Here is a 20,713-nt window from a genome sequence, read left to right as displayed (position 1 = left end):
TCTCCCGGAAAGAAGAGAGACTACCCGCGCCCGCAGAGCGTGAACTTTATCTGGTTTCTTCGGGTATGGTATCTCGGAGTATCATGCGGTATATCGTGACCGGCGGGGCCGGGTTCATCGGGTCGCACCTCTGCGAGGCGCTCGCGGGTGCGGGACACGAGGTGGCGATTGTCGACGACCTTTCGTCGGGCAGAAAGGAGTTCATCGCGCCCCTCCTGGAGCAGAAGAAGGTCACTTTTTACCAGGACACGATCGCCGACTTCGCGTTCCTCGCGGAGACGTTCCGGGGGGCGGACGGGGTGTTTCACCAGGCGGCGATGGTCTCGGTGCAGAAATCCATCATGCACCCTATGGTAAACCACGACGTCAACCTGACCGGAACCCTGAACGTCCTCCTCGCGGCCCGTGACGCGGGAGTGAAGAAAGTGGTCTTCGCCTCGTCGGCCGCGATCTACGGGAACATCCCGGAACAGCCCAAGAACGAAGGGATGACCCCGGACCCGCTCTCCCCCTATGCACTGGCCAAGCTTGGCGGAGAATATTACTGCCGGCTCTTTACAAGCCTCTACGGCCTCCCCACGGTGGCGTTGCGCTATTTCAATGTCTACGGCCCCCGGCAGGACCTGCATTCCGATTATGCGGCGGTAATCCCCAAGTTCATCGCTCATCTCGCCGAGGGGGAGCCGCCGTTGATCTATGGCGACGGGGACCAGACCAGGGACTTCGTATACGTGAAGGACGTGGTGCAGGCGAACGTGAAGGCGATGCAGAGCGGTGCGACCGGGGTTTATAACGTGGGGTGCGGGGAGGAGACCAGCGTGAATAACCTGGCGGAGACGATGATGGCCCTCTTCGGGTTGTCTTTTTCGCCGAAACATACCGGGGAGCGTCCCGGCGAGGTGAAGCATTCGGTGGCGGATATCAGCCGGGCGGAGAAGGACTTCGGCTACTCGCCGGAGTGCAAACTGGAGTGGGGACTCTCCGAAACACTCGAATACTACGACCGGCAGGAGAGGAACGCGCTAGGGCAGCATAAGTAACCCAGGATATCCTCCGATCTTTTTTTTCGCCCCTTTTCGGATCCACCCCTTCCCCGGTACCCCTCGCGCTTCCTTCAGCGCTATCAAATAACGATTCTCCGGGTTCCCGGGGGGTGAGCCCTGAGATCATTACCCCCGGAAAGTTTTCCATCAGACCAATAGATTGCGGAAGAAGACACCCATGCATAGTTTTGATAATACGGGAGATATTACCCGTTTCGGGGGAGAGAACTAAAGGACAAGAGAAAAAAATTGATCTCCCTAGTAGGGATTCAGGGTCTTGAAGGGGATGACCTGGTCGTATACCTTGTACTGGCCTGTGGGGGCGGTGACCCAGATCTCTATCCGGTTCTTGTCGGCGCTGCAGGGGAACGTGACGGTCTGTCCCTGGTAGAACGGCGGGAGCATGGTCGCGGTCTGGACGCTCCCGTCAGGCTCGGTCTGGGTGACGTCGATCCGGGTGTCGAGGTTGAACCCGTTGCCGCCCCGGAGGGAGACCTCCATCATGGGGTTGACGTTGTTGCCGTTGCTCTGCACCTGGAACTCCATTGAATAGTCTGCCGGGAGCTGCTGGGTGGGCCCGGTGGTCAGTGTTCCGGGGGCACCCGAAGTGGGAGATGCAGTCGGGATTCCGGGGATTCCGGGACTCTGCACGCACCCTGCGGTGAAGAGCATTCCGGCGGCGAACGCCAGTGCAAGGATTAAGGCGATGCGTTTCATGGTAAGTCCTATTGTCGAATTCCGGTATATTCCTATCGGAACCATGAATTTCAGAGGGTTAACCCCGGGGTTCGTGAGCGAAAGTCCGGATACGAGGGGGGAGTTCCAGGAAAACCGGGAGATGATTCGATGGTTTTTCCCAAAAACCGGTTTATCGGGGAAAGATCCGAGACGTCGTTGTTGTTCAATCGCAGGTTTCAAAAGTTCGGGAATTTCCCGGGGACATCTGACTGGAAGGTCGAGAGAGGATGTTCCCTGAACCATCGGGATATCAGTGAGGGTGCCGGCTGCCTGAAAAATCAGAAGGTCAGGATTGGATGCTCCCTGACCACGCGCATATATGCCGGGGGTTCCCTGCGTCGGAAAGAAAGACCGACGCAGCAACCACTGGGAATGAAAAAGCGATAAAATTGCCTTATTTAATAAAATACGTCCTGGTTATTAGTATCTATGCTCTCGAAAATTATTTCTCTGTTTCCCGGCAATATCGATCCGATGGCGCGAGGGGGGGGAAAATTGTTGCTTGTAGGGGTGCTTATTGCGCTCCTCGCTGGTTCCGCGCAGGGAACGACCCTGGATTTCAGGTGGGAGGAGGGGATCCCGGGGATATCCGGGCTTGCCCTCTCGGACGACGGTTCCCGGGTCATGGTAGGGACCAACACCGGCCAGGTGCGGGTGTATGACCCGAACGGGAGTGTCTGCATGGAAGTCCGGGTCCCCGGTACGGCGCAGGTAGGGATCCTGCAGAACGGGAGCGCCTACCTGGTGGCGTCCCAGGAGGACCGGGAGAAGAACAAGGGGACGCTCCGGCTCTTCGACGCGGAGGGCGACGCGCAGTGGTTCTGGAACTCGGGGTGGATCACCTCCATGGACTTCTGCCAGGGGACCGACCGGATCGTCACCGGTGACCGGGCGGGGAATGTGGTGATGCTGGACGGGGGAGGACTTGAAGTGCGGACGTGGAACGACCTCCCCAAGACCTACATTATCGCGGACCTGGCGCTTTCGGCGGACGGAAAGTATTTCGCATACGCCTTGGAGGAGAGCAACCCCCAGGTGAAGTTCGTCACGGTGAGCAGCGGCTCGAAAAAGTCGTTTGCCAAGGACTTCGCCTATACAGGAACTTACGGATATCTTGAACCAATCCGGCAGATCGAGCTCTCGGGTGACGGCGCATATATCGCCACCGCGGGAGGTGAGGGGAGCCACGGGGTGCTGAACTTCTATGCGAGGAACGGGACCCGGCTCTGGTCGAAGGATCTCGCCCGGATCAACGACCTGGCCCTGGACGGGCAGGGGGGATGTGTGTTTATCGCCGGCGGGGACGGGAATGTCTCCTGTTACAACCGCTCGGGAGACCTCGAATGGGCGTACCAGTCAGGGGCGCCTGCCGGGAGACTCTCTTATGCACCGGGGGCGGGGGTCCTTGCCGCAGGCAACGATGAGGGAGACCTGAGGGTGTTCGACCGGAACGGTACAATAATCTGGCAGCACGAACTCGACGTATTCCCCACGGGGGCGGTCACCCGCATGGAGTTTTCCTCCGACGGACGCGCACTCGCGGTGGTGGCGAACGACCGGGTACTGGAATATTTCGAGACCGTTTCCGAACCCGTGGTCGCGGAAGAGATCTCTTTCCCGGAGGTGAACGCAACGAGTCCGGACAACTTTACCTCTGTTTCGATGGTCAATATAACCGAATCCAACGGAGAGGAGACCTTCCTGGGGTTCTTCCCGTTCCCCTGGAAGATCGCCTTCCCGAAGCTCTGGTAGCCCGCGCACAGGAAATGTCGCGTCAATTCCTTTCCGGGCCTGGAGCACCCGGGACAACCATTTTTTCGCCGCGCTCTAATTCTGAAGAATTTTACCGTTAGACGTAAAATCAGGTCCGAAAATCCGTTTTTTATTTAATTACTTTGATTTCAAAACATTTATGCTGGCATCGGTATATCTGTGTTTTACCCGGGGGGGTTAATTGACAATACACACCATCCTTGGCTGCTGCGAGCAGTGCGGATCCTGGACGAAGATCTATGTGCTTATGTGCCGGGAGAACGGTTCCGAAGAGCGACCACGTTATTATTGCGGAGACTGTCTCGGGAAGGGGGGCGAAGTTCCCGATTCGCCGTTCCTGGATATCTCCACGTCGGGTGATGAGTTCAGGCCTGGCGAACTTCCCGCGGCGTAGAGATCTCCCGACCTGGCCCTGTACAGGGCATACTCTCATTTTTTCATGGGCGGGGTTTAGGGGCCGTCTTACCAGCTAACGCGGGAAATAACTTGTCCGGACCGGGACCTAAATTTTTTTGGAGAACTCAGTTTCCATGAATCAGGTCATTCGATTCAGATATCCCGTTTTTTTAAAAATCAGGTCCATATAACTCATGAGTTCGATAAATTCATATGTATCGGAGGTATTTTTCCTGTATACATGGTCAGCGAGCTCGGAATGCGATTATGGAGGCTCGGGATGAAGGACCCTTCGATACGCCCTCGTACGTGGGGTTTCTTCGGGTTCTTCTCCCCCCTCATGATAACGCTCCGGGTCTTCCTGGGAGGAGGGACGGACAAGGAGGAGCAACTCCCCCTGCCGGAGCGGCAGAGCTCCTCTTCATTTCCTTCCCTCTTTTTCCGGCCTGTACTTATCCTGCAACGATGAAATGCCGGCTCTTCCGGGAGATCTTTTCCGGGAATCGCATCCACGTCGACGGTTCACCCGTATCCTTCCGATGTCACCGTTCCCGGTACGTCGCCATCGCGACTCTCAAAGATTCGAAGTTCTTCCGGGTTCCGGCACTTTTTTTTCAAGGGCTTTCCCGCCCTTGAACCCTGCTGCGTCCTTTCCAACGGGCGTCACTGAATTCGAAACGTCAGATAAACGCTCCCGGACATGTCCCGAATTTTATTCCGGGATGTTTCCGTGGAAAAAACCACAATACGAAGACTTATGGACCCCAAATCACGCCGAGCCTCCCGGACCGGGGAGGAACATCGATGAACCGCGTCGCGGATGGCACCCGGTATACGGGTGGTGATGCAGTATGAAGGCATACCGGAAAGGATGCCGGGCAGAGTTCGAGGCCATCCGGATGCTCAAGTCCCGCGGATACCAGGTGACCCGACGAAAGGAAGGAGCCCCGCCCGATCTGCAGGTGAACGCACCCGACGGCGACTACATGCTCATCATGGTCCGGGGATTCCATGCCGCAGTTCCTGATGCCCAGGCGGTGTCCTTCCGCTGCCGGGAGGACCTGGATGCGTTCCGAAAATTCAGGCATTCGGGAAAATGCTCGAGGGAACTCTGGACCCTGGCACCTCCTTTCGGCTGGAGGTTCTACGAAGTATTCCCGGGCGGGCTTCGATCGATAGTGCACGAAGAGTTCGCGCCCCGCGGAGAGGGAGTCAGTATCGGGGAGCTGTTCCGGACACCCTCCCCGCCACTGCAGCGTATGCGGAGTGCCGGGTCCTCCCTGGACGGAGAAGAAGAACGCGAATGAAATTTTCACGCGACAAGAGCCCGAATATGTGTTGGCAAAAAGACTAATCCCCAATTTTGGCCGATGAGAATCTTTTTTGTTATTGAATAGGAAATTCCCGGATTAATCTATGACCTAAGGGCCAGGAAAAGGGAACATGGGCAGGTTCTTATTCTGCGGGCAGTTCTTTCTCTTCGATATCAAGGGGATCGAGGAGGAGGATCCGGACCCGTTTTCCGGTCCACTCCTTCGGGAGGTACACCTACCCCGCTTTGCCCCTTGATTTCACCGTTCGCTCCACCACTTCGTATGGTTGCGGAATCATGGTAATCACTATTACTTGTTAATAGAAGTGAAAGCTAAAATATTAATTATTTTTGGTTTATTTTCACAATGTGTTCGTAACGTGCGGTTCACTGCATTCGACCGGCCATGGACTATCCCATGAGGGCGCCGCCAGCGGCGGGGTGACAGTACAAGGGTATCAATAACGACCTTTTTGGCAGCCAGGTCTTTCATTGCCGGTTCAAATTTTCACTCTACAAGAGTGGAAAATTTCGATATTTTCCATCTTTTTCATTTTCCTCCCCATCGTTGTCCCGGGTTCAAAAATCCCGCGTCATAGAGCCATCCGTTTCTCCACCCCGGAGAAACCCCTTGATATCCCCTGCTTACCTGGTATGTGCCTCCAAAAGAGGCAGTAGGTAAAAAAATGGCAAATTTTGTCCAGACCAATAACCAGAAGACCGCCGTTCGTGAACTGGCGGCACCGATCGCAGATGTGAACGCCTTTAACGGGATCGTCCAGGGAATCCTCGACGACAACCCCTGGGGGTGCACCTCCTACATTCAGAACGACGTGGAGCAGGCACCGGTCATGAAGAGCCGGGAATACTACACCGCAAGGGTCCTGTTCCAGGATAACGAAGCAGCCACCGTGGGCCAGATCACCGCCCGGGCCCCGACGATCGGGGCATTCTCCGGGAACATCGCCGAGATCATGGCAAACGAGGCGTTCGCCACCGCTATGGGGGGTGACCCGGTGCGGGATACCGAAGCGGACCGCTTCTCCTGCACCCTGAAGTGCCATAGCGCTGCAGGAGAGATCTACTACGTTGCCTTCGCAAGGGACCGGGTGACCGTCTCCTCCTACTCGGACGACGGCATCGTGACCGCACTCGAGACCTGGGCGGACGCACTGCCCGCCCTGGCCTGAACGGGAACGGGAAAGGGAACCGGAAGATGAGGAGAGGAGAGAACCAACCCTCTGCGTTCCCCTCATCGGTCCCCCTCTCCATTTCTCATCTTCCCGATATTCCTGCTCCCTTTCCATATTCTGTTGAAAACGAGGTGATCGACAATGGACTACGAACTCACAGCGCTCCTCCTCGGAGCAGTTCTCTCTCATCGACACCGGGGTGACCATAATGGACTATGAAATGACAGCACTCACTCTTCGGAGCAGTTTCTCTCTCATCGACACCGGGGTGACTGACAATGGATTATGAACTGACAGCACTCCTTCTTGCGGCCATCCTCCCCATCTACCCGGCCCTCTGGAGCATCTACCAGAAGATCGGGAGGTTCGACCGGGTCTGCGAGGAGTTCACCAGACACTGCGAAGACCACGAGATCGTTGCCGTGGGGATTGCCTATGGATCCAGGGATCCTGCAGATCGTTGAGCTGACTGCCGCCGCCGGGGCTTCCCTGGCGGCGCTCTGGCAGCATTCCGGGAAGAAAAAGGCCGAAGAGAGAGCCGGGGATGTGATATCTTTCTTCGACCCCGGGGACGAGAAGATTACGTCACCTCCTGCAGCGGTCCCGGGGCGGTCCTGGAAGATGACCGACGAGACCCGTCGTTGGGTGATCTGCGGACATTCGCAGACTGATCAGGCCTCGCTCCTGCAGCAGATCTGTAATGCCGAGGCCGAGAAGAAGATTAACTATGTGATCTCTGTCCCCGGGGCTTACTACGAGATCGAGTACGGGCTGATCAAGGGAGGAGGGATGTACGCGAAGAAGGGAGCGGGGTGAATGAAGGGAGAGTCCCTTATTTTTTTAGTAACCTGCGGGGAACTACAACATGTCCTCTTTTTTAGTAACGTGCGGAGAACTACAATCGGAGGCATTCTGAAAAAATAATCCTGATTATTCTCCCGCCCGGGGGGACAACCCCTCGAAACTCAGTGTAATTTTATGGGTTCCTTCGGTTTCAGGAATTTCGTAAGTTTCCTGAGTGTGGATCGGTCCGAATTGTGTATGAAAATGAAATTGTTAATGTAGATGGTATTTTCCCGCCTGCCGGTGCCGGTCTCATTCAGATTTTTTATATTCTGGTGGTCTTCGGGTTGAAAATGTACCATTTCGAATAATTTTCCCTCGAAAAAGAAATAGCCCATATAATGGAATTCTTCCATGAACCGACCGATGGAATCGATTGCACCGGGGTGATGCCTGTTTTCCAGCTCGACCATAATGCCAGGGTGGTACTTTTCAAGGATATTCTGTGCTCCTTCGAGGACTTCCCGTTCGTTCCCTTCGACGTCAATTTTGATGAACCCGACCTCATCCAGGTGACAATCGTCCAGCCGGATCGTTTTCACCGGATTTTTTACGATTGGAAAACCGTCCAGTTTGTTCTTTTCCAGGTTGATCGTGGACAGGCCGATGATCTCTTCCCCGTGTACCGACGGAGTATAAAGCTCGGCACTACCATTCCTGTCCGATACCGCATAGGGAATAATTTTCACATTGGGATATTGTGAAAATCTTTCATGGAGTTTTTCGATCATATCCGGGTGGGGTTCGAAGGCATAGGTGCATTTCGAATATTTCTCCAGCCAGAAGGTATATTCTCCCCAATGGGCCCCGATATCGAGGGAAATCTTATTTTTGTCGCATAAACAGGGCAATAACCGGATCTCCTCTTCACAATACTGCTCCTGTCCTGGTTCTTTCCCGGACAATAAGCGGGTGCAAAGACCGAGGAATTTGCCTCCATATTCCTTGCTTCCTGATAATAACCTCAACGCTCCCCTCATCTACTAGGTCATCAGGGTAGCATTTAACCTTTAGTGATTGTCCGGGCTCAATAAAGGTGAGGTATCGGGCGAAAAATGAACCTGAATCCCGGGATGCTTCTGGTGAACGGGAGAGACAGATGCTTCCCGGATGAAGCGGCCGCACGATCTGAAAAAATTGAAGAATTATTATAATTTCATACTACGAACAATAACGGGAAGGTTTTGAGAATGAAACGCTGCACTCCCGGACAAATAATGATTTTTTTTCCTTCCACAGGGTCGTCTCCTTCTCGAACGGGGGGCGTACGTCTATGAACACGATGCATATCACCGTGATAGGGACCGGGTATGTCGGAGCCGTCACCGGAGCGTGCCTCGCGGAAATGGGGCACAATGTCGTGTTCGTGGGTCGTGACCAGAGGAAGCTCGACCTGATCAGCTCCGGGGTGAGCCCCATCTTCGAGAAGGGGCTCGACGACCTGCTGGAGAGGAACACGGCGAGGATCCGGACCACGACCGATCTCGCCGGTGCGGTCCGCGATTCGGAGGTCACGTTCGTCTGCGTCGGTACCCCTTCACTGGAGGACGGATCGATCGATCTGGGCCAGGTGGAAGAGGTATCCCGGACGATAGGGAAAAGTCTCGGGTCGGATGGGAACTATCGCACGATCATCATGAAGAGTACCGTCCTCCCCGGTACCACGGAGACCATCGTGATCCCGATACTGGAACGTGAATCCGGGAAGAAGGCATTCCTCGACTTCGGCGTGGCATCCAACCCCGAGTTCCTGAAAGAAGGGACCGCGGTGGAGGACTTCTTCTACGCGGACCGGGTGGTCATCGGGGTACACGACGACAGGAGCAGGAAGGTCATGGAGCAGGTCTACGAACCTCTCGACGCCCCGGTTTTTTTCACGACACTCCGTACCTCGGAAATGATAAAATACACCAGCAATGCCTTCCTCGCCACCAAGATCAGTTTCGCGAACGAGATCGGGAATCTCTGCAAGAAGCTCGGTATCGACAGCTACGAGGTGTTTGAAGGGGTAGGCATGGACTCACGGATCGGCCACCAGTTCTTCCGGTCCGGGATCGGGTTCGGCGGTTCCTGCTTCCCGAAGGACGTCCGGGCGCTCATTGCGCATGCACGGGCGACCGGCATCGAGCCCTTTATCCTGGACGCCGTGATGGAACGGAACGAGGCGCAGCCTGCGAACCTGGTCAGCCTCCTTGAACGGCACCTGGAACTACGCGGGAAGACCATCGGGGTCCTGGGCCTCGCGTTCAAGCCGGACAGCGACGACGTGAGGGAGAGCAGAGCGGTCCCGGTGATCCGGGCACTGCTCCGCGAAGGAGCGAGGGTTGTCGCGTTCGACCCGATCGCGGCAGACAACTTCAGGCCGCTCTTCCCGGATATCAGGTACGCAGGGACCGCGAAAGAGGTGCTCGACGCCGATGCGGTCCTTATCGTCACCGAGTGGAAGGAATTCGAGGACCTGGACTACCGGGGGAAGATCGTGATTGACGGCCGGAGGATCGCCAGGGCCCGCAGGGAGGCAGCAATCTACGAGGGAGTGTGCTGGTGATGCGGGGGGATTTGCGCTGCCTCCGGCGCTGCGCGGCGGGGCGGGCAGGCGACCCCCTTCCTGCCGGACGCCCGATTTCCGGGGTGAGCATATCATGGTGAAGAAGAAGACCCGGGTGAGGAAAGCGGTCATACCGGCGGCGGGTCTCGGCACGCGATTCCTTCCCGTGACGAAATCGATGCCCAAGGAGATGCTTCCCATCATTGATAAGCCGGTCATCCACTATGTCGTCGAGGAAGCCTTCGATTCGGGGATCGATGACATCCTGATCATCACCGGGCGGGGGAAACGCGCGGTCGAGGACTATTTCGACGACGCACCGGAGCTCCGGATGCACCTCGAGCGTCATGGAAAGAACCAGCAGCTGAAGGACCTGAACGAGATATCCAGGTTCCGGGGTATCCATTTCACCCGCCAGACGGAGCCGAAAGGCCTCGGCGATGCGGTTCGTTCGGCCGAAAAGCATTGCGGTGACGACCCGTTCGCGGTGCTCCTCGGCGACGACATCATGAAGGACGGGATCCCCTGCACACGCCGGCTCATCGACGTGTTCGAGAAGACCGGTGGATCCGTGATTGCGGTACAGGAGGTTGCAAAGAAGGATATCAGCAAGTACGGGATCATCAAAGGACGTGAAGAGGGCGACAACCTCTTTCTTCTCGAGGATATCGTAGAGAAACCCCGGGCTGAACACGCTCCGTCAAATCTCGGGGCGATTGGAAGGTACGTGTTCACACCCGCACTATTTCCCTGCTTTGATCTGGTGACCCCGGGTGCTGGCGGAGAGATCCAGCTGACCGATGCAATCCGGCAGCTGATGAAAAAAGAGGATGTATATGCGTACAAATATACCGGGAAGAGGTTCGACACCGGGGATAAACTCGGCTATATCGAGACGATCATCGAGTACGCGATGGAGGATGAGGGGATGAAGGGGGAACTGGGGGAATATATCAGGAAAAAGGGGATGTAAGGGATCGATCGTTCGTACCGGGCCCTCCCTGATGCAAACCCAGGTCCAGGCGGATGAGGTTTCACGTGAGGCCGTCGGCCCGGACCAGGAACATTAAATCCCCTGTTCCAGTTTCGTGTTCGATATCGAGTCCATGAATTCCGGGTTGTTCTGATCCAGGTACCCGGCCAGGATGCCCATCGCTTCCTGTATGTCGCGAACATTATGGTATGTGGTGCATGGAGGTCCTGAGGTCCCCCAGATTCTCGCACGATACCGTTTCAGCACGTCGTTCCTGAAATTATGCACTATCAGGTGTGAGAATCTCACCATTCCGGTAGCAAGGTCCGTAGGTGTTTCCCTGAAATACCGTACCATGTCACGGATGATGACCGGGAAATATTTCGGGTAATAGAGAATGCAATGGGCTGCGAGATTCGTGGTATTGAACTCGCGCAGGAGATCGTGTCTTCCCAGGGCGGTCAAGGCAGCGACCATGGAATCGGCCCAAATCGTCTCGACGCAATAGAAACAGGGGACACGCGTCGACCATTGATAGTGTTCCCTGTGCTGGAAATGGGGAGCGTTCTCAAGTGGTCCGCTATGTTCCCCGCGCTCGGATTGGGCGGTAGCGCTCGCTTCGCAGGCACCTAAGATAGTCAACGGATAATTTACCGTAACTACTTTTTTTGCATAACCGGCGCTCGCAACGGCGATATAGACATCAGGGGACAATCCCCCGAAATGTGAGCCGGTTGTTTCATATATTGCGTGTAACACCGTTCGACTTACAATCCCGTGGTATAACCTCGGAATTCCCGCGAGAAAGTAATTCAGTCCTCCGTCCCGGACAAGTCTCCTGAGTTCGGACTCTGAATCGGCGAACGAAATATCCGCTGAATACGGATTAATGTGCAATACCCCGTCATCCGGATCTTTTTTTGTACTACCGCGTCCCAGGGAACCCGGCCAGTAATACACGACATTGATCGCCGGTATGACCGCATCCCACCCTTCCTCATCCGCCTGGCGTGCTACCTCGAGGATCCCGGGATTGAGACCGTCGTCATCCCCGATACAACACAAATACCGCCCTGAAGACGATCTGACCGCACATTCGAAATTGTCTATCATCGACACGGGACGGGGATTATAGTGATAGACCAGGCGTTCATCATCGGTGGTGTTCCGCAGGTACTCTCCCAGTTCCCCGGTAGTACTGTTGTCCTGAACCACGAGTTCGAGATCGGGATCCTGAATGTTCAAAATACTCTCAACGGTAGAGATTGCATATTTCTGCCTGTTTCTCGTGGGTATTATGATCGACAACAGCGGAGGCATGCCAGGTTCACACGTGGGATTTCGTATGTGTTACGTATTTTTTTTTAGCGATAGAAACTATTTCGGTTTATTCTGGGATATCTCTGTCACCCGAATCCTGCTCTCAATGCGCCGACATTGTTCACTTCCGCACCAGATTCTACTCTCAGGTGGTTGCATCACCGCCATTCTCCGGAATCGGGAGAACGAAACCGGATCAATGCTGATAGTGGGAAAAAACACGGGCCCCGTGGAACAACGGGTCGGGCGGGGTTGATGCGCCTCGATTTTCATATCGTCTCAAAAAAGGTATCCCGTTCGTCGCTCGTATCGCTCCATACCACTGTGACGAGATCAGAGACCCCGGTATTTGTGATTTCATGCGTATGATACACCGGAATATCAATATAGCCCGGAGCATCTCCATCCAGGTCGTATTCGGTGACCCACTCCGAGTCGATCCTCCTCATCCGCAGGGACGCATTCCCCTGGAGGATGGAGAGACGTTCGAATGTTTCGGCATGGTAGTGATTTCCCATGCGTTTGCCCGGTGCGAGCACCGAAACGACGGCCCTTCCACGATCCTTCTCACCTCCAAGTGCCAGCACGGAGACGGCGGCCCTCTCACGATCCTTCTCACCTCCTGATGCCAGCATGGAGGTGATGGCCCTTCCACGATCCTTCTCGCCTCCTGATGCCAGCATGGAGACCGCGGCCCTCTCACGATCCTTCTCGCCTCCTGATGCCAGCATGGAGACCGCGGCCCTTCCACGGTCCTTCTCGCCTCCTGATGCCAGCATGGAGACGACGGCCTTTCCACGGTCCTTCTCGCCTCCTGATGCCAGCATGGAGATGACAACCTTCTCATGATCCTTCTCCCCTCCTGATGCCAGCATGGAGATGACTACCCCCTCTCTGTCTTTCTCTCCCGGTGCTGCGACTCTTGTATCCCCCTCTCGGGAAACGTCCAGGGGGACCGGGAAATGGGCCGGCTCAACGTACGAGTGGAACGTGGTGAAAAGTCTGCGGTCGAAGGGTTCGTCCAGCGGGGGGACAATCCCCTGGACACAGTACAGGTCGCGAAAGCCGGTCAGTTTTTCGAGCACTTCGCTGACCAGGAATACCCCGCCCGGCGGGACGGTGATGCAGGACTCCTGCGGACCTGTACGGATCAGGGATACCAGCAGTTCCATCAGCTCCTCCACGTACACCAGGTTCATGAGGGCATCGACGTGGATCTCTGCCTCCTGCCCGTGAGTGAGCTGGTAACAGAAGGTTGCGATGAAGGAAAGGTAGAACGGGCGGCAGAACGGGCCGAAGACATTCGGGATCACCAGGCCGGTAAAGGGGGACCCGTTCTTCCGGGCCCATTCCTCCAGCAGCATCCTTCCCTCACGTTTCGACCGCCCGTACCCGGTGTTCCGGGTTTCATGCACCGATGAGGCATATATCACGTGAGGAACGTGTTCCACATGTTCGAGGGCCGAGCAGAGTGATAGCACGAGATCCATGTTGACCCGGTACACGGCCTCTTCGTCACCCCGGGTCACCGCGGCAAAATGAACGATTGTATCGCAGTTCCGGCAAAATTCAATCAGGTCATGCGGTTGTGAGAACATATCCCGGGAAAATGGGATTACCTCGATCTCATCCTCATATCTCTGGAGATACCTGTCGAGACTTGTGCCAAGGAACCCGTGCCGGCCCGTGATCCCTACCCTGTGTTTCATACATTGAATTCCCGGATCTTCCTGAGCGAAAAGTACCCGCTGGAGAAAGAACCTAATTTGCAAGACTTTCCTGCTCTGCCTCCAGGTTACAGGCATTTTGGGCTGTCACAGTACCTTTCACAGAATCCGGGCTGTCCCGAAACAATGTACCTGGCCCCTTTCCGGTACATAACTGAAAATTGGTACTCCCCCCGGATAGCATCCAGAATTATTGTGCGAACCCTCTTAAGTGATTCGAATTTGGATTAAATAGGATAATTTTTAGAGTTGGAACTTAAACCCCTCTCTCAATAAAAATTGCCCCATAAAGGTGAAAATATTTGGAACATCCAAAAAAGGTAATTATCGTTGTCGTAAACTGGGATGCGAAAAATGTTCTTGAAGAGTGTTTACATTCCTATAAAAAAATTGACTATTCAAATTATGACGTAATTGTCGTTGATAATGGATCAAAAGACGGCTCTCAGCAGATGGTAAAGACTCTTTTCCCTGAATTCACCGTGATCGAGCTCGGGAAAAATTACGGTGTTGCGGAAGGGCAGAATGTCGGGATCCGGCATGCACTCGAAATGGGTTTTGATTATCTTTTTATTTCCAACAACGATGTGATGTGCAACGAAAACATGCTCAAGGAATTATTGCATTGCATGGAATCCGATCCTTCGATCGGGATTGCGTCACCCTTGGTCTATTATTACGATGCACCTGAAATCATTCAACTCGGAGGCGCAATGATCGACTGGGACCATGCAACCACGTCTCTTCTCTATAACGGACAAAAAGATACAGAATTTCCTGCGTGCCTGGACATCGATTATCACGGGTTTCTCCTCATTTCACACAATACTATCATACGGACCGGACTATACGATCCCGAATATTTCGCCTACTGGGAAGACGTGGATTTTTGTGTAAGAGTGAAAAAACTGGGATTGAGGATCGTTTGTCTGAAGAATGCCAAAGTCTGGCATAAGGTTTCTTTCACCACGAGAAGAATCACCGGGTTTTTTGAATATTATATGACACGTAACCGGATGTATTTCATGAAAAAATATTCCACGGATGCCCGTTTTTTCAAATTTTATTTTTATTTATTCTCTTATGATATCGGGCATACGGTGTATGTTCATTTGGTTAAGCATAAAAGTGCAAAATTATTGTTCTGTTATTTCAAGGGGTTCCTCAATGGATTGATTCTGTGTGCAAGGTCAGTGAAATATCAACCTTTCAAAGGGTAGCCCGAAGGTGGTAAGACCTAACCCCGGTTTTCACATCCTTCGCCCAGTAAAAGATTTTTTTGGATTTTGCGCCTGGATCTTATGAAATTCGGGTCAGGCGGCGCGCTCGACAAAACACTCCAGGGAGTTATGAAACCGAATTTGCCGCGAAATCTTGAGGTGGCAACTATGGATAGGCTTTTTTTCAAAAACGATGTATTTATCTTGAATTATATCTTCCATTTATTGAGTGAATTTTAAAATCACTTCATATCCCGCTCTGGGGGGGCGTACACCAACAATGACACGATATGGAAAAAATTCCATTGGGAATTCCGCTCAGCTTTTTGAACCAGTGATCCTTGGTTTCCCTTCACGGGAACGGCTAGGACAAACGGATTTTCCCGGCACAGTAATAGGAAACCATGCGATACTTAGGACCGGGACGATAATCTACTGCGATGTGGAGATAGGGGATAATTTCCAGACCGGCCATAACGTCATGATCCGGGAAAAGACCAGAATCGGGTCGGATGTTGCGATAGGGACTGCGACGGTAATCGAGGGATTCTGTACTATCGGAAACGGGGTGAGGATCCAGAGCATGGTCTTCATTCCAACCCTTACGGAGATAGGAAATAATGTGTTTATCGGCCCGAATGCGGTCCTCACGAATGACCGGTACCCCCCGACAGGGAAACCTGAACTGAAAGGACCTGTGGTCGGTGATTCGGCAGTCATCGGGGCTAACTGTACCATTCTGCCCGGCATCAGGATCGGGAAAAAGGCAGCAGTTGCAGCGGGATCGGTCGTGACCAGGGACGTTCCCGAAGGGAAGATGGCGATCGGATCTCCCGCACGGATACGGGACCTCCCCGATCAGATGAGGACGTTCATATGATTCCGATTGCGAAACCCTCGATGGGGGGGGAAGAGGTGTCGGCGGTCGCGGACGTCCTGTATTCCGGGATGCTCGCCCAGGGGGAGAACGTGGCCCGGTTTGAGAAAAATTTTGCCGAGTACTGTAGCGTGGCTGAGGCCGTCGCAGTAAATAATGGAACTGCCGCGCTTCACGCGACGCTTCTTGCTCTCGGGGTACGGCCAGGGGACGAGGTGATCGTGCCGGACTTCACGTTCTTCGCCACGGCATCGAGCGTGTGCATGTGCGGGGCCAGGCCGGTATTCGCCGACGTGGAGGAAAGGACATTCAATGTGAATCCCATTTCAGTTCAGGAGTGTATTGGCCCGAAAACCAGGGCTGTGATAGGTGTACACCTGTTTGGACAGCCGTTTGAGGTCACCCCGGTCTGGGAACTCTGCGAAGATGCGAAGATACCCCTGATCGAGGACGCTGCCCAGGCTCACGGGGCGGAATATCATAATAAAAAGGCCGGAGGGTTAGGGGATGCGGCATGTTTCTCGTTCTATCCCACGAAGAATATGACCACCGGTGAGGGGGGTATGGTGACCACCGACAACCGGGACCTCGCCGAAAGGATCCGGATAATAATTAATCACGGACAGAGCGAGAAATATCTCCATTCCTGCCTCGGGTTCAACTACCGGATGAGCGATATCGGAGGCGCCATGGGATGTGTCCAGCTGAATAAACTCGATTCGTTTAATTCGCGAAGGAGAGCGATTGCAAGGTATTATTCGAAGAATATCCGGGCCGCAGGAATAATCCCTCCGTTCGAAGTCCCCGGAGCAACTCACGTTTTCCATCAGTATGTGCTCAAAGTCATGGAGAACGGTCCTATGACGAGAGAAAGCCTTTCTGCATACCTTTCCGGGAAAGGCATCGGGAATGCAGTTCATTACCCGATACCTCTGCACAGGCAACCTGTGTTCAGAGAGATTGCGGGTGATACGAAATGCCCGGTATCCGCAAGGCTTGCAGATCAAGTCATCAGTATCCCGGTTCACCCGTCGGTGACTGATACGGAGAGGGATTATATCGTCACAATATTGAACGAGGTGAAATAGTCATGGATGTAGGGGTAATAGGCGTCGGGGTCATGGGGAAGAATCATGTCAGGGTGTACTCAGAACTGAGGCCCGTCTCCGGTTTATACGTCTATGATGTGAACTACCAGGCCGCGACAGCGGTCGGCATGGAGAATGGTGCGACACCCTGTTCCAGTATCGAGGAGCTGGTGAAGAACGTGGAAGCGGTGAGTATCTGTGTGCCCACCCAGTTTCATCTCGAAGTAGCGAGGACGGTCCTCCCGAAGAATATTCACGTCCTGATGGAGAAGCCGATATGTGCAACTACGAAGGAGACAGAGGCACTTCTTCCCCTTATTGGGAAAGGGACCACCTTCGGCGTGGGACACATCGAGCGGTTCAACCCGATCGTTCCCGAAGTGCGCCGTATCTGCAAAGACCCCCTCTACGTGGAGATGAACCGGCACAATCCCGCCTCGTACCGTGTCACAGGGGCATCGGTGGTGGAAGACCTGATGATCCACGATATCGATATCCTCCGCCACGTCCTCTTCTCGGACGGATTCGATCTCACTCCCGGGGGTACCGAAGATGTCGCGACGGCACTGTTCCGGTTCGGGAAGACTCCGGCGTTTCTCTCGGCAAGCAGAAAATCCTCCAAGAAGATCCGCAGGATCTACATCGAGGAGGAAGAGCTCACGATCGAGGGAGACTTCATGAACCAGGAGATTTTTTCCTATTGGAAACCGGAGACCTACCATGTGGAGAACGAGCGCTATGTCCAGGAGAACATCATCGAGAAGGTGATGGTCAACAAGGTCGAGCCTCTCAAGGTGGAGTTAAAGACGTTCCTCGAATGTGCAAAGGACGGAAAAGAGTTCCCGGTAACCGCTTTGCAGGCGTACGAGGACCTCCGGATCTGCGAATCGATCAAGGCGGGACTTTCGTGAATTCCATCAGCTACCGGACGATATCCGCGGTTGCGTCCGGGGACCATGAACCATCGTGCAATGAAGTGAACCTCCAGGAATTGAAGAGATATTATTTCGTGTGCGCCGGGAATAATGAACAACCGATACAATATCCCACATCATGGCGAATAGGGAATGGCCAGACATGAATTCCATTCTTTCCGGTTTACTGAAGAAAAGAGGTCCCATCCGCAGGATTGGGGTGGTCGGGATGGGGTATGTCGGAATCCCCTCGGCAGTGCTCTTTGCCGACCTTCCCGGCATCGAAAAGGTGTATGGTTTCCAGCGGGCCTCAAAGACCTCGGGCTACAAGATCGAGATGCTCAACTGTGGCGAGAGCCCCCTGAAGGGTGAAGAGCCCGGGCTCGAAGAACTCATCGGAAAGGTGGTCGAAGCCGGGAAATTCGCCTGCACTTCCGATTTTTCGAAAATCGGGGAATGCGACGCGGTCACCCTGGCCATCCAGACGCCCTTCAGGAACCCAAAAGACCTGGAACCCGATTTTACTGCCCTCTTCGAAGGCCTCAGGCTTGTGGGAAAGAACATGGAGCAGGGTACTCTCGTAGTCCTCGAGTCGACGATAACCCCAGGGACGACCAGCGGTATCGCCCGGGAGATCCTGGAAAAGGAGTCCGGGATGATAGCCGGGGAGGATTTTGCCCTCGCCCATGCCCCTGAGAGGGTGATGGTGGGAAGGCTGATCCGGAATATCCAGGAGCACGACAGGATCGTCGGGGGCATCGACGAGACGAGTACGACGCGGGCGACAGAGCTCTACTCTCCGCTTCTCACGAAAGGGAAGATCATCCCCATGACCGCGACGGCGGCGGAGGTTACCAAGACCGCGGAGAACACGTTCCGTGACCTGCAGATCGCCGCGGTGAACGAGCTCGCCCTCTACTGCGAGGCGATGGGGATCAACGTGTACGACGTACGGGAGGGGATTGCAAGCCTGAAGGAAGAAGGGGTGACAAGGGCGATCCTCTGGCCGGGTGCCGGGGTCGGCGGACACTGCCTGACAAAGGACACCTATCACCTGGAACGGGGGGTGAAGGTCCTCGGTGGGCCGTTGGACTATCCCGAAGGGAAAGATTCCCTCTTCGTCCTGGCCCGGAATATCAACGACTTCATGCCGAAGCACATATTCAACTTAACAATAGCGGGACTTGAAAGGGCAGGAAAAACAGTAGAAGGAGCTAATATCGCATTACTTGGGTGGGCGTTCACGACCAACTCCGCCGATGCAAGAAACACCCCCTCGGAGTTATACCGGAACCGAATGCGGGAAGCCAAGGCCATTGTGAAAGTGCATGATCCTTGGATAACAGAATATCCGGGAGTGGAGATCGAGAAGGACTTAGCTGTGGTTTTGGAAGGAGCGGATGCGATCGCAATCTTTACTGGGCATTCGGAGTACTATGACCTGGACCCGGTTTTTCTGAAGATGTTAATGCAGGAAAAACACCCGGTTATTGTCGACGGCAGGAACGTTGTTGATGCAGATTTGTTCATCCGTAACGGATTCGTGTACAAGGGTATCGGGAGAGGGGATAAGAATCTACACCCGCTACAGTAATTGAACCGGTGTGAGGTGTTGCATAGCCATGAAGATCGTTACAATCGTTGGAGCCCGGCCACAGTTCATCAAGTGTGCCCCGTTGTCCCGCGAATTGCGAAAAAAGCATACCGAACTACTCGTCCATACCGGACAGCATTATGACCTGGAGATGTCCGATATATTCTTCGAGGAACTCCATATTCCGAAGCCCGATTATTACCTTGGAGTGGGATCCGGATCCCATGGGAAGCAGACCGGGAAGATCCTCGCAAAAGTTGAGGAGGTACTAATCAAGGAGAAGCCGGAACTGGTGCTTGTATACGGTGACACGAACTCCACCCTTGCCGGGGCTCTTGCGGCCGCGAAACTCCACATTCCGGTGGCCCATGTGGAGGCCGGGTTACGGAGTTTTGATCGGACAATGCCCGAGGAAATCAACCGGGTATTGACGGACCATATATCCGACCTCCTCTTCTGTCCTACGCAGACGGGGATCGACAATCTTGCTCAGGAAGGTATCAAGAGCGGGGTGCATCTCACCGGAGATGTGATGGTGGACGCCCTGGAGTACAACCGGGAGATTGCTGAAGAAAAGTCCCGCATACTGGAGCGGTTTGCTTTGGTACCTGGGTCCTACCTAGTAGTCACCGTCCATCGGCCGTCAAACACGGACAACCGGGAACACATGGAAGCGATTCTTTCCGCCCTGGGCCGATCGGGGAAACGGGTGGTGTTCCCGATACATCCGAGGACAAGGAAATGCCTTTCGGATTATGGCCTTCTCGATACACTTCCCGCGAACATTATCCTTAGTGAGTCGCTCGGCTACCTGGATATGATCCGTTTAATGGCTCATGCAGAAAAGATACTCACCGATTCCGGCGGAATGCAGAAAGAGGCATATCTGCTTAATGTTCCCTGCATCACCCTTAGGGAAAATACCGAATGGGTCGAGACCGTGAAGGACGGGTGGAATGTCCTAGTTGGAGCAGATTATTTCATGATTTTATCTGAAATCGTTAATATCAAATCGTCAAAAAGAAAAATTGGTGTTTTCGGCACAATCGGAGCAAGCAGGCGGATTGCTGACATTTTAAATTCCATTAAAATCTGTTAGTAATTTTCAATTAAATCAAAAAAACTCTATACTGGCCAAATCAAGCATTTATCTT

The 20,713-nt window shown here is 54.1% G+C and carries 21 protein-coding genes; 16 read left to right on the top strand and 5 right to left on the bottom strand.

The features are described 5' to 3' along the window. Positions 1 to 65: 65 nt before the first annotated feature. A complete protein-coding gene (locus J2741_RS04560) occupies positions 66 to 1,040 on the top strand; it encodes an SDR family oxidoreductase (protein ID WP_342452226.1) in 975 nt (324 codons plus the stop codon). Between the two features lie 261 nt (positions 1,041 to 1,301). Here J2741_RS04560 and J2741_RS04555 read toward each other — a convergent pair whose 3' ends face one another. Further along, positions 1,302 to 1,760 carry a hypothetical protein gene (locus J2741_RS04555; RefSeq protein WP_209673837.1) on the bottom strand — a complete coding sequence of 153 codons (459 nt, stop codon included), beginning with the start codon at positions 1,758 to 1,760 and terminating at the stop codon, positions 1,302 to 1,304. Positions 1,761 to 2,255: 495 nt separating this feature from the next. Here J2741_RS04555 and J2741_RS04550 point away from each other — a divergent pair, with 495 nt between their 5' ends. From J2741_RS04550 to J2741_RS04535, 4 genes are all read left to right on the top strand, one after another. Next, positions 2,256 to 3,533 carry a WD40 repeat domain-containing protein gene (locus J2741_RS04550; protein ID WP_209673836.1) on the top strand — a complete coding sequence of 426 codons (1,278 nt, stop codon included), beginning with the start codon at positions 2,256 to 2,258 and terminating at the stop codon, positions 3,531 to 3,533. A gap of 202 nt (positions 3,534 to 3,735) precedes the next feature. Continuing rightward, entirely contained in the window at positions 3,736 to 3,948 is a 213-nt protein-coding gene (locus J2741_RS04545) for a hypothetical protein (RefSeq protein ID WP_209673835.1), read from the top strand. 243 nt (positions 3,949 to 4,191) lie between these two features. After that, complete coding sequence (locus J2741_RS04540; RefSeq protein ID WP_209673834.1) at positions 4,192 to 4,419, top strand: hypothetical protein; 228 nt, start codon at positions 4,192 to 4,194, stop codon at positions 4,417 to 4,419. Between the two features lie 382 nt (positions 4,420 to 4,801). Further along, positions 4,802 to 5,257, top strand: coding sequence for a hypothetical protein (locus J2741_RS04535; RefSeq protein ID WP_209673833.1), 456 nt, complete (start codon positions 4,802 to 4,804; stop codon positions 5,255 to 5,257). A gap of 148 nt (positions 5,258 to 5,405) precedes the next feature. Here J2741_RS04535 and J2741_RS04530 read toward each other — a convergent pair whose 3' ends face one another. Next, positions 5,406 to 5,498: a DUF2080 family transposase-associated protein gene (locus J2741_RS04530; RefSeq protein ID WP_209673832.1), complete on the bottom strand. Its 93-nt coding sequence runs from the start codon at positions 5,496 to 5,498 to the stop codon at positions 5,406 to 5,408. Between the two features lie 450 nt (positions 5,499 to 5,948). Between J2741_RS04530 and J2741_RS04525 the strand changes: the two genes are divergently transcribed. The 3 genes from J2741_RS04525 (at position 5,949) to J2741_RS04515 (ending at position 7,271) form a co-directional block, all read left to right on the top strand. Then, positions 5,949 to 6,452: a hypothetical protein gene (locus J2741_RS04525; RefSeq protein WP_209673831.1), complete on the top strand. Its 504-nt coding sequence runs from the start codon at positions 5,949 to 5,951 to the stop codon at positions 6,450 to 6,452. 281 nt (positions 6,453 to 6,733) lie between these two features. Beyond that, the gene (locus J2741_RS04520) at positions 6,734 to 6,919 is read left to right on the top strand and encodes a hypothetical protein (RefSeq protein ID WP_209673830.1); all 186 of its coding nucleotides are present in this window, start codon (positions 6,734 to 6,736) and stop codon (positions 6,917 to 6,919) included. Further along, a complete protein-coding gene (locus J2741_RS04515) occupies positions 6,891 to 7,271 on the top strand; it encodes a hypothetical protein (RefSeq protein ID WP_209673829.1) in 381 nt (126 codons plus the stop codon). The genes J2741_RS04520 and J2741_RS04515 overlap by 29 nt, the downstream gene beginning before the upstream one ends. Positions 7,272 to 7,420: 149 nt before the next feature. Here the strand turns inward: J2741_RS04515 and J2741_RS04510 are convergent, their stop codons facing one another. Continuing rightward, the gene (locus tag J2741_RS04510; RefSeq protein WP_209673828.1) at positions 7,421 to 8,149 is read right to left on the bottom strand and encodes an FkbM family methyltransferase; all 729 of its coding nucleotides are present in this window, start codon (positions 8,147 to 8,149) and stop codon (positions 7,421 to 7,423) included. Between the two features lie 422 nt (positions 8,150 to 8,571). Between J2741_RS04510 and J2741_RS04505 the strand changes: the two genes are divergently transcribed. After that, entirely contained in the window at positions 8,572 to 9,846 is a 1,275-nt protein-coding gene (locus tag J2741_RS04505; RefSeq protein ID WP_245249401.1) for a UDP-glucose dehydrogenase family protein, read from the top strand. Between the two features lie 94 nt (positions 9,847 to 9,940). After that, a complete protein-coding gene (gene galU, locus J2741_RS04500) occupies positions 9,941 to 10,819 on the top strand; it encodes a UTP--glucose-1-phosphate uridylyltransferase GalU (RefSeq protein ID WP_209673827.1) in 879 nt (292 codons plus the stop codon). Between the two features lie 93 nt (positions 10,820 to 10,912). On the opposite strand, the gene J2741_RS04495 is transcribed toward galU, so the two are convergent. After that, on the bottom strand, positions 10,913 to 12,139 hold the full coding sequence (locus tag J2741_RS04495; protein WP_209673826.1) for a glycosyltransferase family 2 protein: 1,227 nt from the start codon (positions 12,137 to 12,139) through the stop codon (positions 10,913 to 10,915). A 269-nt stretch (positions 12,140 to 12,408) separates the two neighbouring features. After that, positions 12,409 to 13,848: a polysaccharide biosynthesis C-terminal domain-containing protein gene (locus J2741_RS04490; RefSeq protein WP_209673825.1), complete on the bottom strand. Its 1,440-nt coding sequence runs from the start codon at positions 13,846 to 13,848 to the stop codon at positions 12,409 to 12,411. A gap of 320 nt (positions 13,849 to 14,168) precedes the next feature. Between J2741_RS04490 and J2741_RS04485 the strand changes: the two genes are divergently transcribed. The 6 genes from J2741_RS04485 to wecB all read left to right on the top strand — a co-directional run bounded on the left by J2741_RS04485 (position 14,169) and on the right by wecB (position 20,658). Then, the gene (locus tag J2741_RS04485; protein ID WP_209673824.1) at positions 14,169 to 15,086 is read left to right on the top strand and encodes a glycosyltransferase family 2 protein; all 918 of its coding nucleotides are present in this window, start codon (positions 14,169 to 14,171) and stop codon (positions 15,084 to 15,086) included. A gap of 280 nt (positions 15,087 to 15,366) precedes the next feature. Further along, positions 15,367 to 15,966, top strand: a complete 600-nt coding sequence (locus J2741_RS04480) for an acyltransferase (RefSeq protein ID WP_209673823.1) — start codon at positions 15,367 to 15,369, stop codon at positions 15,964 to 15,966. After that, positions 15,963 to 17,051, top strand: a complete 1,089-nt coding sequence (locus J2741_RS04475; protein WP_209673822.1) for a DegT/DnrJ/EryC1/StrS family aminotransferase — start codon at positions 15,963 to 15,965, stop codon at positions 17,049 to 17,051. The genes J2741_RS04480 and J2741_RS04475 overlap by 4 nt, the downstream gene beginning before the upstream one ends. A 2-nt stretch (positions 17,052 to 17,053) precedes the next feature. Continuing rightward, positions 17,054 to 17,962: a Gfo/Idh/MocA family protein gene (locus J2741_RS04470; protein WP_209673821.1), complete on the top strand. Its 909-nt coding sequence runs from the start codon at positions 17,054 to 17,056 to the stop codon at positions 17,960 to 17,962. Positions 17,963 to 18,128: 166 nt separating this feature from the next. Further along, on the top strand, positions 18,129 to 19,559 hold the full coding sequence (locus tag J2741_RS04465; RefSeq protein WP_209673820.1) for a nucleotide sugar dehydrogenase: 1,431 nt from the start codon (positions 18,129 to 18,131) through the stop codon (positions 19,557 to 19,559). 28 nt (positions 19,560 to 19,587) lie between these two features. Next, positions 19,588 to 20,658: a non-hydrolyzing UDP-N-acetylglucosamine 2-epimerase gene (gene wecB / locus J2741_RS04460; protein WP_209673819.1), complete on the top strand. Its 1,071-nt coding sequence runs from the start codon at positions 19,588 to 19,590 to the stop codon at positions 20,656 to 20,658. Positions 20,659 to 20,713 lie beyond the last annotated feature (55 nt).

Origin of the sequence: Methanolinea mesophila, from assembly GCF_017873855.1 — an archaeon.
Taxonomy (GTDB): domain Archaea; phylum Halobacteriota; class Methanomicrobia; order Methanomicrobiales; family Methanospirillaceae; genus Methanolinea_B; species Methanolinea_B mesophila.
Note: the sequence above shows the minus strand (reverse complement) of the source record. Positions and strands in the feature narration are given on the sequence as shown.

Coding starts and splice junctions, on each gene's coding strand:
- J2741_RS04515 (WP_209673829.1), top strand. CDS start 6,891: ATGGATCCAGGGATCCTGCAGATCGTTGAGCTGACTGCCGCCGCCGGG.
- J2741_RS04535 (WP_209673833.1), top strand. CDS start 4,802: ATGAAGGCATACCGGAAAGGATGCCGGGCAGAGTTCGAGGCCATCCGG.
- J2741_RS04490 (WP_209673825.1), bottom strand. CDS start 13,848: ATGAAACACAGGGTAGGGATCACGGGCCGGCACGGGTTCCTTGGCACA.
- J2741_RS04525 (WP_209673831.1), top strand. CDS start 5,949: ATGGCAAATTTTGTCCAGACCAATAACCAGAAGACCGCCGTTCGTGAA.
- J2741_RS04555 (WP_209673837.1), bottom strand. CDS start 1,760: ATGAAACGCATCGCCTTAATCCTTGCACTGGCGTTCGCCGCCGGAATG.
- wecB (WP_209673819.1), top strand. CDS start 19,588: ATGAAGATCGTTACAATCGTTGGAGCCCGGCCACAGTTCATCAAGTGT.
- J2741_RS04540 (WP_209673834.1), top strand. CDS start 4,192: ATGGTCAGCGAGCTCGGAATGCGATTATGGAGGCTCGGGATGAAGGAC.
- J2741_RS04495 (WP_209673826.1), bottom strand. CDS start 12,139: ATGCCTCCGCTGTTGTCGATCATAATACCCACGAGAAACAGGCAGAAA.
- J2741_RS04550 (WP_209673836.1), top strand. CDS start 2,256: ATGGCGCGAGGGGGGGGAAAATTGTTGCTTGTAGGGGTGCTTATTGCG.
- J2741_RS04475 (WP_209673822.1), top strand. CDS start 15,963: ATGATTCCGATTGCGAAACCCTCGATGGGGGGGGAAGAGGTGTCGGCG.
- J2741_RS04505 (WP_245249401.1), top strand. CDS start 8,572: ATGAACACGATGCATATCACCGTGATAGGGACCGGGTATGTCGGAGCC.
- J2741_RS04560 (WP_342452226.1), top strand. CDS start 66: ATGGTATCTCGGAGTATCATGCGGTATATCGTGACCGGCGGGGCCGGG.
- J2741_RS04480 (WP_209673823.1), top strand. CDS start 15,367: ATGACACGATATGGAAAAAATTCCATTGGGAATTCCGCTCAGCTTTTT.
- galU (WP_209673827.1), top strand. CDS start 9,941: ATGGTGAAGAAGAAGACCCGGGTGAGGAAAGCGGTCATACCGGCGGCG.
- J2741_RS04470 (WP_209673821.1), top strand. CDS start 17,054: ATGGATGTAGGGGTAATAGGCGTCGGGGTCATGGGGAAGAATCATGTC.
- J2741_RS04520 (WP_209673830.1), top strand. CDS start 6,734: ATGGATTATGAACTGACAGCACTCCTTCTTGCGGCCATCCTCCCCATC.
- J2741_RS04465 (WP_209673820.1), top strand. CDS start 18,129: ATGAATTCCATTCTTTCCGGTTTACTGAAGAAAAGAGGTCCCATCCGC.